This is a genomic window from Allokutzneria albata (assembly GCF_900103775.1).
GTDB classification, from domain to species: Bacteria; Actinomycetota; Actinomycetes; order Mycobacteriales; family Pseudonocardiaceae; genus Allokutzneria; species Allokutzneria albata.
In genome coordinates, this window is the sequence record NZ_LT629701.1 from 1,185,890 (window position 1) to 1,198,958 (window position 13,069).

The following is a 13,069-nucleotide window of genomic DNA, read 5'->3' on the forward strand; positions in this document are numbered from 1 at the left end:
CTCCTTCATGCCGGGAAGCCCTCGAGCCAGCCGTCGATGAGCGTGCCCTGCGCCAACTGCGTCTCGAACGGCGCGCGGCCGAAGGAGGCCTGGTTCTCGCTCTTGGTCGACCAGGTTTGGAGCGCGTGGTGCATCTGCGGCTTGTTGCCGACCTTGATCGCGGGGGCCGGTGCCCGGGATCAGGTCCTTGGTGAGCAGCTGCGCGGGCGGGGCGCAGTCCGACGGACGGGATGGTGACGCGTAGCAAAGGCCCACACGATGCCGAGGCCGAACAAGAAGCTCAAGCCGACCACGATGCTCATGACGGTCGAAACCAGTTCGCCGACCGTTCGCCGCATCACGGAGCATCAACGCTTCGGCGGCGAAGCCGTTCATTGTCGACGGTCGCGGAAAGCCACAGGTCACGGCGGGTAACGACAAGGGCATCGGCTGGTCGGCACTCGATCATCACGACAACGGGGCGTCGTGGGCACCGGGATCTGGCCCACTTTTCGGATGCTGTTGGTGATCTTGGGTGTTCGGCTTCTGAAAAGGGTAGTCGGGCGCTGTTCGGCTGGTGACTATCAGGGATGTCGGCTACTCCGGTTTTCTGTTGCGCATGCTCGCTGCCGCTGAGGACACCTGGACACTGTGTCATCGTGTCGAATCCCCGACAGCGAGCAGTTCGCTGAACTCGACCGGCGCGGTCTTCGCGGACGGCCATCGTGTGTTCGGAAGCGGCGACCTGGGGGAATGGTCTGACGAGTTTCGTGAACGGGCTGTCGTGCGCCACGGTGATCGCGTGCCTGGTCATCACATCTGGCATGGTTGGTTTTGCTCATCTGGCACCATTGCGGTATACCGTTTGCGGACTTGCCAAGGTCGGCAACTGCTAAAGTGTGTGACCGGGTGTCTCGTCTTCGCCGCTTCGTCCGGGCAGGGAAGGATTGGCGGGTGTGACGACGAGCGATGGGCCGGGCGCAGGCTGCCCGATGCGGGCGTGTGGGGAGGGGTGCTGGTGAGCAAGCCCCTGTATCAGCACAAGGCGGAGTTCTTCAAGACGTTAGGCCATCCGGCGCGGATCCGGGTGCTGGAGCTGCTGAGCCAGCGGGACCACGCGGTCGCGGAAATGCTGCCAGAGGTGGGCATCGAGGCGGCGAACCTGTCGCAGCAGTTGACGGTGCTGCGCCGCGCGGGGTTGGTGGCCACGCGCAGGGAAGGCTCGGCCGTGGTCTACTCGTTGACCAGCCCGTGCGTGGCGGAGTTGCTCGCGGTCGCCCGGCAGATCCTGACCGGTGTCCTGTCCGGGCAGATCGAACTGCTGGAGGATCTCCAGGCACCGGTGTCCTCGACGGCGGTGAACTCGGGCCCGAGCGCGCCTGGTTCCGCCTCGCCGAGTGGATAGGCCGCGCATCTCCCGCTGACCCCTGGCCTGTCGCCCGGTGGGGATGCGCATCCCTGTCTGTCGAGAAACCGATGCGGGAGTGCGGCTGTGCGGGGGTTTGTGGCGCCAGATCTGCGACCGGGCGGGTGGCCGAGCCTGCGCCGCCGCGGATGGCCGATGGGCCGCCAGAGGCGGCGCGGCTGGGTGGGTCGGTGCAGATCCGGCATGTGGACGCGGGCTCATGCAACCGCTGTGAGGTGGCGATCGGCTCGGCGCGTATGACGCCGAGCGGTACGGGCGCGATTGGTTGCCTTGCCCGGCACGCGGATGCGCTGGTGATGATCCGGCCGGTGACGCAGAACAAGGCCGAGCCGTTGCGGCGGACCTACGACGCGGCGCCGGGGCCGAAGCTGGTGGCTGTCGGGGACTGTGCTCGTAGTGGTGCCGCGTTCGCCGACGCGTACGGGATGGCCGGGGCCGTGCGGGACATCGCGCTGGTGGATGTGGAGATCGCCGGGTGCTCGCCACGGCCGGAGGCGATCGTCGAGAGTGTCCGGAAGCCGACTGGTCGATGAGCGTCACGGCACGGCATTTCGCCGCCGCTGTGGTGGCGGGAGCGTCGAGCATGGTGGCCGCGATCGCGGGTGAGTCGTTTTCGATTGCGCTGCAAGGGTTTTGCCGCTGTCCACGCCGGTGGTGTGGCCGTCACAGCCCTGCCCACCGGGACCACCTCGCCGCGATCGGCGCCGACGTCGCCGAGATCGTCGTCATCGCCCTTGACCACCGACGCGCGCCACGACCCGCCGTTTCTGTCCGAGGAGTTCGCCGGTGTCGGGCACACGCACACCGACGGCGACGTGCTGTCCCGGTTCCTGGTCCGCGTTGAGGAGATCACCTATTCGCTCGGCCTGTTCACCAGCCTCGTCGAGATCGTCGACTGGCGGCTGGGTGGTCCCGGTGGCACGGTCACTGGACGGCGCGGGGCCGCCCGGCCGCGTGAAGATCGTGGACCCGAGCTTCTTGCACTGGCCCGCGCTCCTGGTCGCGCTGGCCGAACACATCGTCCCGGGCTGACACGAGCTTCAACCTCACCTACGCGGGCGAGGACCTGTAGCTGGCACGGCTGGCACCTCGAGCACCCTGTGCTCCTCCTCGCACTGTCCGGCACTTGCGAAATTCTTTAATTGCGCAGATGATGGATTGATCAAGGCTTCGGGTGGCGTTGTCCGCACCCCGGCGAAGTGGGGACGATGAGCGAGTTCGGAACGACTCTGCGCAGCCAGGTCGAGCAGCGCTTCGCGGCGCTGGTCGTGGCCCGGGACGCTGGCCACGACTACGAGGTGCATCTGCACGGCGCCCGCATCCGCGATCTGCTTGAGATGGCGGCACGACACGGCGTCGACACCCGCGGCTGGGTGGATCCGGCCGTGCTGGACTCCGCGGACCTCACGGACTGACCGGGGAGCCTGCTCGTGTCCGTGTCTGATCGAGCCGCGAACAGCGCGGTGGTGGTCCCTCGCCGTCAGTCAGACCGTGGTGTTCAGCAGTGGGGGCTACACGGCCGCGTACGCCGTCAGTCGAACGGCGCCGATGCTGGGAGGCAAGCGTCTGAACATCGGACGTCTCCTCTACGAGGCCCAGCCCGTGATTCTGCGGTTCGGCTCGATCCTGACCTCCTGGCACGCTGTCCACTGGACGACTTCCGGGACTTCTTGGTGAACAGCACGAAATCAATGCACCTGTTCATCCGGAATGGGGTGAACGATGACGTGGTGGCCGCGGTCTGTCAAGTCGGTGAATATTGGGCGCGCATGCGAGAACGTAACCCCGAAGAGCACGTGTCCAGCCTCGGTCGTTGCTCGTCGTCGCTGGCATGGTCTGCACTGAAATGTACTCGCACACGATTGAGGTGCGGGACGATTAGTCGCATTGTCGATCACCAGTTAACACAACGGAGTGGTATTTCGTGAACATCGATACGGCGTTAAAAGAAGCCATGTCCATCGCCGGTGCCGTCGGTGCGGCATTGGTCGACTATGAAAGTGGAATGTCGCTCGGCACAAGCGGTGGGGGTGATTGGCTCAATATGGAGATAGCGGCGGCGGGCAACACCGAAATCGTTCGATCGAAACTTCGGGTGATGTCCACGCTCGCACTCAATGACGACATCGAAGATATTCTGATCACACTGCACCGCCAATACCACCTGATCCGATTGATGAACACGGCGAAGTCCAGAAGTTCGCTGTTCCTGTACCTGGTGCTCGAAAGAGATCTGGCGAACCTCGCATTGGCTCGACACCAACTCAAGCGCATCGAATCCAGCCTGCTCGTATAAGTGGCTTGAACGCTGCGGCCAAGTCCGGAACGGCCGACAGCCGGTCGACTGAGCGCTGCGTGGCGGGGATGCGGGATGCTCTCCACATCCCCGCCGCGGCGGCCTCCTCAGCTCAACCACTTGCCGCACACGGCCTGACTGATCGGCTTCCCCGCAAGGGCTTTCGACGCCGGGCGCCGACCCGACCCGTTTCCAGACCACGCCGCCAGCCTGCTACTGGGCCCCTGGCAGCTACCCGGATCGGACTCGCACCGGCTGTCGCACTAGGTGTACAACCCTTTTACGTGCACCTGCTTGGCGCAGGTAGGTACCGACTCCGTGAGCGAGTCTGTGCTACAGACCTCCGATCAGTCATGGATGTCAAGCAGCGGCGGGTTCTGGTGACGTGCCGGGGAGGCAGGACTCACCGGCGGTGCGTCGAGATGACGGGGTGGCGGCATGCGGCGACCTCGACGAGTCGGTCGGCGACGCGCCTGCTAGTCCACAGTGGACATACGGGTCCATCGTCGCGTGGTCGTTGTGCCTCCTGCGGAAGCGTCGATCACGAGGTTGTCCCGGCGGTCCCGTAACTGCGGAGGAAGGCCTTGACTCCGGTGGTGATGATCGTGGTGATCTCCTCCGGCGGCAGCGGTACGGCGTCTTCGTCGAGTGGGATGTCCCCGATTCGCCGTTACCCCTGGCGGGGTGCGGGATGTTGTTGGTGGGAATGCCGATGCGCCGTGGACCGGTGATGGCGTCGAGGTCGATCGGTACTGCGATACCCATCCTGCGGTGGTGATCGCTTCGTCGTCGGAAACACATCGGCCACGCGGTCGGGTTCTCTGAGCAGGTGGTCGTGCACTCCATTTCCTTGGTGTAGCAGTAGAACCGTGTGCCGGGGGTTGCGCGCATGATGCGCTGCCAGCTGTCGAGGTAGACGGCGGAGAAGAAGTCGCCTGTGTCGTGCATCCGGACGAAGGCTCGACGAAAGCGTTGTGCCGCAAGCGCGTCGTGCATCTGCGCTTCCCAGAGGGGGAGATCGTCGAGGACCAGGGCGAGGTTGCGTTGGTGCGCGGCGAGGACGGCCGGCATGCCCTGCGCATCGAAGCCTCCAGCTGCTCTCTGACCAACGCCCTCGGCGGCGGTGGGGGGACCGATCCGGCAGCCGATCACCGCGGGTGCGTCGGATCTCCTTGGGGGACATCACCTGACGAGGGCGAACCCACTGGATCGGGGTGCGGCGCGGACAGCAACCGTTCGCGCCCGACACCCAGGCGCACCGCTGAGAGCAGCGGCAGCGCCATGAGAGCGGCCGACGTCCACACCAGCGCACCGGGAACGGTGTCCAGGACCAGGCCGCCGAGGGCCGCTCCACCGGCCACCGCCCCGTTCCAGGACGCGATGGTCAACGACTGGGCGGCGTCCGCGGTGCGTCCGGCGATCATCGCGGTGACCGCCTGAAAAGCCGTCGGAGCACCACCGAAAGCCAAGCCCCACAAGGCCATCGCGGGCAGCAGCCGGGACGGCTCGCCATCCGACACCTGCACCAGGGCCACCGCCACCGCGGCGGTCACCGCGCACAGCGCCGGCACGCCGCGGGGGAACCGGTCGAGCGCGCCACCAACGACGAGGATGCCCGCCACGGCGGCGCCGCCGAACACCAGGAGTGCCGTGCTGAGCAGGGACTGCCGTCCGAACCCGGCCAACACCGGTCCCAGGTACGTGTATACGGTGTTGTGCGCCAGGGAGAAACCGAGCACCATCGCCAACACCGCGCCCATGCGCGGCACGGTGAGCGCCGCGCGGACGCCCAGGCGTCGGGCGGCCGGTTCCGGGGCGACGGGGGGAACCACGGCCGCCACCCACGCAAACAGCGGGACGGCCACCGCGCCCATGAGCGCGAAAGACCACCGCCACCCGACGAGGTCGCCGAGCGCGGTGCCCGCGGGCACCCCCACGGCGAACCCGAGCGGCGTGCCCGCCATGACCACTGCCAGCGCGCGGCCGGACAGGGCGGGCGGCGCGATCCGCATGGCGTACACGGCGACCAGCGACCACATCACCCCGGTGATCGCGCCGGAGGCGATCCGCGCGACCAGCACGACCGAGTACCACGGGGACACCGCGATGACGAAGTTCGTCACCGCGAAACCCAGCACGAGGGCGAGCAGCACCGCCTTGCGCGGCAGGCGGGAGATCAGCGCCGTCAACGGGATCGCGGTCAGCGCCGTCGTGATGGCGTAGCCGGTGACCAGGTGTCCGGCGGTGGCCGGGGAGACGTCGAAGTCGGCGGACATGCCGAGCAGCAGCCCGGCGGGAAGCACCTCGGTGAGGCAGCCGAGCAGGACGACGATGGACAGCGGGAGCAGGGACCGCAGGGGGAGCACGGGAATCCTTCCCGACCGGAGGACGGCCGGCGCCCCGAGCGGGACGCCGGCCGCACCGGTCAGCCCTTGGCGAGCTGGGCGTCGATCCAGGTCCGCAACGCGGTTTCACCGCGGTACCCGATGTGGCGGGAGTTGGGCAGCTCCGCGCCGTGCCGGACGGGGACCAGCGTGGGCAGGTACTGGATGCGGTACTTGGACGAGAGATCGCGGCTGACGTCCACGTTGACGACACCGAGCAGGAATCGGCCGTTGTACTCGGCCGCGAGCCGCTCGATCACCGGCTTCATCTGCCGGCACGGGCCGCACCACTCGGCGCCGAAGTCCAGGATCACGAGCTTCGTCTTCGAGATCTCGAGGATCTGGGCGTGGTTGGCCGAGGTGACCTGGACGACGTTCTCGTTGGCCAGGGCGGTTTCGGCCGGCGCGGCGGTAGCGGGTGCCACCGCCGCGAACGTGGCCGCGACGATCGCGACGGCGGCCACACCGGCGCGCAGCAGTCTTCCTAGCAGGGACATGGAGGATCTCCTCATCGGCAGGGATTGAACAGGGCGGAGGAAAACTCAGTCCGACGTGGACGTTTGACGGTCGGCGGTCTTCGTGGACGTGGGCAGGCCAGCGGCCACCCAGTCCTCAATGCCTTCGCGGTACTTCCGCACGTTCGCGTAGCCGAGCTCGACGAGCCGTGCGCCCACGAACTCGCTGTTTCGGCACGGCACGTTGGCGCAGTACACGACGATGTCGGCGGACGTGTCCGGCAGCACCGAGGGTGCGTACCGGTCCGTGAACTCGGTTGCCTGCGCGTACGGAAAGCCGGGGATGTTCACCGCGTCGGGCAGGTGTTCCTTCTCGTAGTACGCCTCGGGCATGGTGTCGACCACCACGAGGGTGCCCGCGTCGATGCCTTTCTTCAGTTCCTCGCGCGTGATCAGCGGCAGCATGGCTGTTCCCTTTCCGACGGGGGCGGCGCGTCACGGGGCGGTGAACAGAGTGTGTCCACCGCGGGGGAGCGCCGCCCACTGCCGGTGGGCTATGCCACGCGGTTATCCGCCGCCAGCCACCGCCGGTACACCGCGTTGTCCTCGGCCAGCCGTTGGTATGCGCGCACAGCTGCGGCGTGCAGTTCCCCGAACCGGTCGGCGAGCGGGTGGTCGGTGCGCCACAACAGGATGTGCTGCACGGTCATCGGCGTCCCGGCCAGCGGCCGGATCACCATGCCGGGCGTGTCCGGCGTCGTCGGCTGCACCAGGCAGACACCGTGCCCGCCGGCCACCAGCCGGAACCGCAGCGTGTCCACGTCGTGCGCGATTCGGGGCCGGAAACCGTGCTCCAGGCACATCTCCCGGAACACGATGCGGCAGCCGTCGCCGCAGCTGGACACGATCCACCGCTCCTCGGCCAGGTCGGCGAGGTCGACGGTCGCCGCGCCGGCGAGCCGGTGCCCAGACGGCAGCGCCACGAACGCGGGCTCGGTCACCACGTGCGCCATGTGGAGGTCGCCGGGCACGGCCAGCGTCCGCCGACCGCAGATCAACACCAGCGCCAGGTCCACGCACCGGTTGACGACCTGCTGCACCAGGCGGGTGTGCGACATGTCCGCCCTGGTCGTCAGCTCGCGGTCGGGCACGAGTTCCTGCACGCACCGGAACACCTCCGGCGCCAGTGCGCTGTCGTTCCAGCCGACCCGCACGCCGCCCTCGGACTCCTGGTGGCGGCGGAAATCGCGATCCAGTTCGTCGAACGCCGGGATGATCGCCTCGGCGCGGGACAACACCAGAGCACCGATGCGCGTGGGCCGCACGCCGCGCGGGTCGCGGTCGAACAGCCGGTCGCCGACCAGCTGCTCGATGCGCCGCAACTGGTGGCTCAGCGCCGGTTGCGGCAGGCGCAGCTCGCCTGCCGCGCGGTTGAGGCTGCCCGCCCGTGCGATGGCGAGGAGCACCCGGAGATGCCGAACCTGAAGTTCCATCGTCCCATTACGCTCTTCCGCCGCCGCGCTGTCACCACAATCGCCCGATTACCCCGACCCTTGTCGGACGGGCGGGTGCACGCACCAAGCCCCTCGGCTCAGCAGCCGGCGAACCATAAGACCGCGGCATGACGTTTCGGCAGTACCACCCTCTCGGCGTGGTCCGCATAGTGGTCGAACGCGGGTGATCCCCTGCATTTCCCCGCTTCCCTGCGGATTTCTTCTCGGAGCCGACGGTGTTGCTGCCTACCCCGCTGACCGAGCACTGCGCTGCCCCGTTGCGAAGCGGACAGCACGTGTGCGTCGGTGTAAGCCCGTTCAACAGCTATTTCTCGGTCGAGCGCATCACCGACGCGGCGCGTTGGGCGATGAGCGAATTCGAGGACTACCACTTCTTCATCCCCGACCGCGCCGCGGCCTACACGTTGGAGGCGTTGGGCTACGAGCCCGACCGCGCCCGGCTCAAGGCCCGCCGGCAAGGGCAGTACGTGGTCAACAAGGTGTGCCGGGCGCTGTGGGGCCTCGGGGCCACCAACCCGGAGGAGCACGTGCTCGACGGCGCCACCCTCGCCGAGAACGCCTGCTACCAAAGGCTCCTGGCGTACGCGCACGACCTGTTCACCGCCGACGAGGTGTTCACCGCCCACTGCCTGGACGCCACCCGGTGGGTGCTGGACCGCAGGCTGCCGGAAGGCCAGGTGCCGACGGACGAGCAACTCCGGTGCGCCGTCCGCTACTTCCTGGCCGAACTCCCGCTGTTCGTCGACACCCCCGCCATCACCGGGGTGGAGAGCTCGGTGTTCGCCTACCACCAGCGGGTCAAATTCCTGGAACTGCTGTACAGCCGCGAGCTGCCGTGGCGCCCGCACCCGCGGCAGGGCTTCGTGCTGCTGCGGGCCGAAGAAGACGGGGAGTGCTGACCGTGCACGACGACTACTCGCTGCGCCGCCTGCCCGAATCCGCGCGCTGCTCCTGGGTTTCGGTGGCGGTGCAGCGGTTCGGGCAGGTGTCCTCGTTCCACCAGTTCCTGCTGGGCGCCGTGCTCGGGTTCGGCATGACCTTCTGGGACGCCGTCCTGGCGATCACGCTGGGCGCGGTGATGCTGGAGGTCGTCACCGTGCTGATGGGCGTGGCCGGGATGAGGGAGGGCGTCTCCACGTCGGTGCTGGCGCGCTGGGCGGGCTTCGGCGGGCGCGGGTCCGCGCTGGTCGGCCTGCTGGTCACGCTCAGCCTCGCCGGGTGGTTCGGCGTGCAGAACGACGTCTTCGCGCACGGCCTGCACGCCCTGATGGGAGGACCCCCGGTGTGGGTGTGGGCCGTGTTCGGCGGCGTCGCGGTGACCGTCATCGTCGTCGCGGGCTTCCACACGATGGCGTGGACCGCCTACCTGACGGTGCCCGCGTTCCTGCTGCTGGCCGGGTACACCGTCACCCAGGAGCTGCGCCGCCACGACCTGGGCGAGCTGGTGTCCATGTCCCCGCCCGGCCCGGCGCTGTCCCTCGCGCAGGGCACCACCCTGGTGGCGGGGGCGTTCATCATGGGCGCGGTCATGACACCGGACATGACCCGCTTCAACCGCCGCGTCAGCGACGTCGTCAAGCAAACGCTGATCAGCGTCACCCTCGGCGAGTACGTGATCGGGCTGACCGGCGTGCTGCTGGCCCACGCCGCGCGCAGCGCCGACATCGTCGCCGTGATCACCTCGACCTCCGGTGTGCTCGGCACGCTGGTCCTGGTCACCGCGATCATGAAGATCAACGACTGGAACCTCTACTCCGCATCGCTGGGCCTGGTCAACACGGTCGACGTGCTCGCCGGTCGCAAGATGTCGCGCCCCACCGCGACCCTGCTCCTCGGTGCCCTGGGCACCCTGCTGTCCGCGCTGGGCATCCTCGACCACTTCACGACGTTCCTGACGTGGATCGGCGTGATCACCCCGCCCGTCGCGGGCATTGTCATCGCCGAGTACTTCGTGGTCCGCACCTGGCGCGCCGCGCTCGACGCGTCGCGGGCGGTCGGGGAACTGCCTGAGGCCCCGCCGAACTGGGTGCCCGCGTCCTTGCTGTGCTGGGCCGCGGGCGCTGCGGTGGGCGCGTTCGTGCCGGGCGGCATCCCCACCATCAACTCCGTGGTGACCGCCTTCGCCCTGTATTCTGCGATCGGCAGGACAGTCGGGATCATGCGACCGCCGCCGAGGTCCCGGGTCGACACCCACCGGTGAAACGGGGTGTGACGGCATGGAACTCGATGTCCATCACCTCCGCCTCGTGCGGGCGATCGGGGAGACCCACAGCCTGTCGGAGGCGGCGGTGGCGCTCGGCATCACCCAGCCCGCGGTGAGCGGGAAGTTGAAACGCCTGGAGAACGCACTAGGCCAGCGGCTGTTCGAACGGGGACGGGCCACCGCGGCGGTGACCCCCACGCCGACCGGCGAGCTGCTGCTCAACCGGATCGCGGCGGTGCTGCCGCTGATGGAAGGCCTGGTGCGCGACATCGAAACACGCACGCGCCCGAACGGCTCCACGATGCGGGTGGGTGGGGTCTGCTCGCCGATCCTCGGGCACCTGCCCGGCATCGTGGCCAACCGGCTCCCGTCCGGGGACGGCGCTTCGCTGTTCGACAGCGATTGCCCGGACCTGGTGACGGACCTGGTCGCGCAGCGAAGGCTGGAGCTGGGGCTGATCAAGGAGTACCCGGGGTTCGAGGCGGCGGTGCCCTCGTCGGTGGAGGCCGCGGTGATCGCGGTGGACCCGACGATGGTGGTGCTGCCCGAGGACCATCCGTTGGCACGGCAGAAGGTCGTGCGGCTCGAGCAGCTCGCCGACGACGAATGGGTGCTGCCCGTGCCGGACTCGTCCCGGTTCCACGAGTACTTCCACCACACGTGCCGTGCCGCCGGGTTCGACCCGCGCGTCCGGCACATCGCGGACAACTACTCGACGACTGTTGCGGCGGTGCGCAGCGGCACGGTCGGCCTGTCCCAAGCCGCTTGCGAGGGGCACCAGCAGGTGGCGGTGCGGCTGCTCGCCGATGAGGTGCTGGCCCGCCGGTTCCTCCTGCTGTGGCACCGGGAGGGCGTCGCCGCGGCGCACGCGCGCGAGGTGTTCGCCGACGTCACCGCGGCCTACTGGGCCGAGTGCCGCGCGTCGCCGGTGTTCTCGCGGTACGTCGCGCGTTCGTCGGAAGCGGGCTGAGCCGGCCGGTGAGCACCGGCCGGCTCAGCGCCGTCAGCCCAGGAACCCGGTGGGCTTGGTCGTGCCGTCCACCCAGGCGTCGAAGAAGGGCTTGAGGTCCATGTCGGCCACCGCGGCGGTGTAGAGCTCCCAGTCGTACCAGCCCTGGTTCCAGTTGTCGTTGATCTCGGGGAACTCCCGGAGCACGGCGAAGAAGTCCTCGTCACCGATGTGCTTGCGCAGTGCGTGCACCATCAGCACACCCTTGTCGGTCACCGAGAACTCCCGCCCCCTGCCGGGGTCGGAGAGCTTGCGGCCCCAGAACGCCGTGTCCGCGCGGGCCACCGCGTCGCGGTAGCGCTGCTCGACCGACACCCCGTGGCGCTGCTCGTCCCACAGCCACACCAGGTACCGCGAGAACGAGTCCACCAGCGGCTGGTCCTTCCACATCTTGATGGCCAGGCGGTTGCCCCACCATTGCGCGGCCACCGCCTGGACCAGCGCGGCCTCGCCCGCACCAGCGCCGAACACCGGCCTGCCCTGTGCGGGGTGCGCGAAGCCCAGCCTGTCCGCCACGTACATCCCGCCGGCCGCGTCGTACGGGAACGGACCGAGCTTGCCGCGCAGGAAGTCCACGACGGCGGGCAGCTTGGCGGCGAGCGCACCGGCGTCGATGCCCGGGGCGAAGGCGTCGAACACCGGCGTGCCGCCGGGGAGCGTCGACTCGCGCGCGGTGAACCGGTCGATGCCGATCATGATCGCCGAGGGTGCGATCGGCTTGTCCTCCGACCACGCCACGGTGGTCCGCTGTCCGCCCTGGACGGACTTGCGGACGCCGTTGGAGACGGCCGTCCAACCGTTCGGCACCGTCGCCGTGACGCTGAACGTCGCCTTGTCCGCCGTGGTGTCGTTGACCGGGAACCACGTGCTGGCCGAGTGCGGCGCGCCCGCGGCGAACGCCCCGCCGGTCCACGAGGTGCGCCACCCCGTCCAGGCGCGTGGGGTGTACTCGGCCGACGGCCGTCCACAGTAGACGACCGTCACGGTGAACGTCGCGCCTTCGGGCAGGACCGAGGCGGGCGTGATCACCAGCTCGTGCTCCTTGGCCCGGGTGAACGCGGCGGGTGCGCCGTTCACCCGCACCTCGCTCACCGTCAGCTCGCGCAGGTCGAGGTTGAACCGGCTCAACCGCTGGGTCGTCACGGCCGTGACGACCGTCCTGGCGTTGAGGAACTTGTTCGCCGGGTCGTAGGACAGGGTCACGTCGTAGTCGGTGACGTCGTAGCCGCCGTTGCCGTCGGTCGGGTAGTACGGGTCGACACCGAGCACGGTGCCGTTCGGCGCGACGTGCACGTAGCCGTCGGTGCCGATCGTGTCGTCCTGCGCGGCGGCGGTCGCCGGGCACAGGGACAGGCCGCACAACAGCAGGGTGACCGACGAGCTGACTCGTCGGATGCGCACAGCCATGGGAAAACCTCTCGGTTCGGTGCAGTTCCGGCGGCCAGTCTCAGCGACCGGTCGTCCGCTGCCCACTGCCATTTGCCCATGTCGGCGCGTTATCCGACCGCCTGCGGGGCTCGGTGCGCACCGTTGTGCCTACCGGTATGCGCAGTACGGTGTGAATTCCGCCGGACGCCTGATCGGAAGCACCCGGGAATGCTGTGGGAGCGCGGCTGCACCGGGACCGCGTACCTGCGGCGTGAACCGGAGTCTGCCGCGAACGGGGTGCGCAGGTGATCCTTGCAAGATCATCGTGGAGGGTTCGGCACCCTGTGTTCTCCATTGCCGGACTCCGTGGCGCTTTTGGCTTAACAGCAAAGAACCTCCCTTTCGGCGGGCGAAGAGTGTCACCGCGTCGTTGCC

The 13,069-nt window shown here is 68.5% G+C and carries 14 protein-coding genes; 7 read left to right on the plus strand and 7 right to left on the minus strand.

Annotation, left to right across the window (positions count from 1 at the left end; all coding sequences use genetic code 11):
• Positions 1–5 precede the first annotated feature (5 nt).
• Complete coding sequence (locus BLT28_RS42410; RefSeq protein ID WP_269459634.1) at positions 6–134, minus strand: hypothetical protein; 129 nt, start codon at positions 132–134, stop codon at positions 6–8.
• Between the two features lie 863 nt (positions 135–997).
• On the opposite strand from BLT28_RS42410, the gene BLT28_RS05115 reads away from it, so the two are divergent.
• From BLT28_RS05115 to BLT28_RS05130, 4 genes are all read left to right on the plus strand, one after another.
• Positions 998–1,384 (plus strand): ArsR/SmtB family transcription factor, encoded by a 387-nt coding sequence (locus BLT28_RS05115; protein WP_030432187.1) that lies wholly within the window; start codon positions 998–1,000, stop codon positions 1,382–1,384.
• A 329-nt stretch (positions 1,385–1,713) separates the two neighbouring features.
• Complete coding sequence (locus BLT28_RS41705) at positions 1,714–1,938, plus strand: NADH-quinone oxidoreductase subunit B family protein (protein WP_231950628.1); 225 nt, start codon at positions 1,714–1,716, stop codon at positions 1,936–1,938.
• A 675-nt stretch (positions 1,939–2,613) separates the two neighbouring features.
• The gene (locus BLT28_RS05125; protein ID WP_030432185.1) at positions 2,614–2,820 is read left to right on the plus strand and encodes a hypothetical protein; all 207 of its coding nucleotides are present in this window, start codon (positions 2,614–2,616) and stop codon (positions 2,818–2,820) included.
• Positions 2,821–3,329: 509 nt separating this feature from the next.
• Entirely contained in the window at positions 3,330–3,701 is a 372-nt protein-coding gene (locus BLT28_RS05130; RefSeq protein WP_030432184.1) for a hypothetical protein, read from the plus strand.
• A gap of 360 nt (positions 3,702–4,061) precedes the next feature.
• Here BLT28_RS05130 and BLT28_RS42790 read toward each other — a convergent pair whose 3' ends face one another.
• From BLT28_RS42790 to BLT28_RS05150, 5 genes are all read right to left on the minus strand, one after another.
• A complete protein-coding gene (locus BLT28_RS42790) occupies positions 4,062–4,772 on the minus strand; it encodes a GP88 family protein (RefSeq protein ID WP_162184906.1) in 711 nt (236 codons plus the stop codon).
• A 77-nt stretch (positions 4,773–4,849) separates the two neighbouring features.
• Positions 4,850–6,067: an MFS transporter gene (locus tag BLT28_RS05135; RefSeq protein ID WP_081900633.1), complete on the minus strand. Its 1,218-nt coding sequence runs from the start codon at positions 6,065–6,067 to the stop codon at positions 4,850–4,852.
• A gap of 59 nt (positions 6,068–6,126) precedes the next feature.
• Positions 6,127–6,582, minus strand: coding sequence for a thioredoxin family protein (locus BLT28_RS05140; protein WP_030432182.1), 456 nt, complete (start codon positions 6,580–6,582; stop codon positions 6,127–6,129).
• 45 nt (positions 6,583–6,627) lie between these two features.
• Positions 6,628–7,005 (minus strand): rhodanese-like domain-containing protein, encoded by a 378-nt coding sequence (locus BLT28_RS05145; protein ID WP_030432181.1) that lies wholly within the window; start codon positions 7,003–7,005, stop codon positions 6,628–6,630.
• A gap of 89 nt (positions 7,006–7,094) precedes the next feature.
• Positions 7,095–8,033: a LysR family transcriptional regulator gene (locus BLT28_RS05150; RefSeq protein WP_030432180.1), complete on the minus strand. Its 939-nt coding sequence runs from the start codon at positions 8,031–8,033 to the stop codon at positions 7,095–7,097.
• Positions 8,034–8,269: 236 nt separating this feature from the next.
• Between BLT28_RS05150 and BLT28_RS05155 the strand changes: the two genes are divergently transcribed.
• The 3 genes from BLT28_RS05155 to BLT28_RS05165 are packed head-to-tail and all read left to right on the plus strand — an operon-like array spanning position 8,270 to position 11,227.
• Entirely contained in the window at positions 8,270–8,953 is a 684-nt protein-coding gene (locus BLT28_RS05155) for a tRNA-dependent cyclodipeptide synthase (protein WP_030432179.1), read from the plus strand.
• Positions 8,947–10,254, plus strand: coding sequence for a purine-cytosine permease family protein (locus BLT28_RS05160; RefSeq protein ID WP_043813280.1), 1,308 nt, complete (start codon positions 8,947–8,949; stop codon positions 10,252–10,254). The genes BLT28_RS05155 and BLT28_RS05160 overlap by 7 nt, the downstream gene beginning before the upstream one ends.
• Positions 10,255–10,270: 16 nt before the next feature.
• Complete coding sequence (locus BLT28_RS05165; RefSeq protein ID WP_030432177.1) at positions 10,271–11,227, plus strand: LysR family transcriptional regulator; 957 nt, start codon at positions 10,271–10,273, stop codon at positions 11,225–11,227.
• Positions 11,228–11,260: 33 nt separating this feature from the next.
• Here BLT28_RS05165 and BLT28_RS05170 read toward each other — a convergent pair whose 3' ends face one another.
• Complete coding sequence (locus BLT28_RS05170; RefSeq protein WP_030432176.1) at positions 11,261–12,673, minus strand: M1 family metallopeptidase; 1,413 nt, start codon at positions 12,671–12,673, stop codon at positions 11,261–11,263.
• Positions 12,674–13,069: the final 396 nt, after the last annotated feature.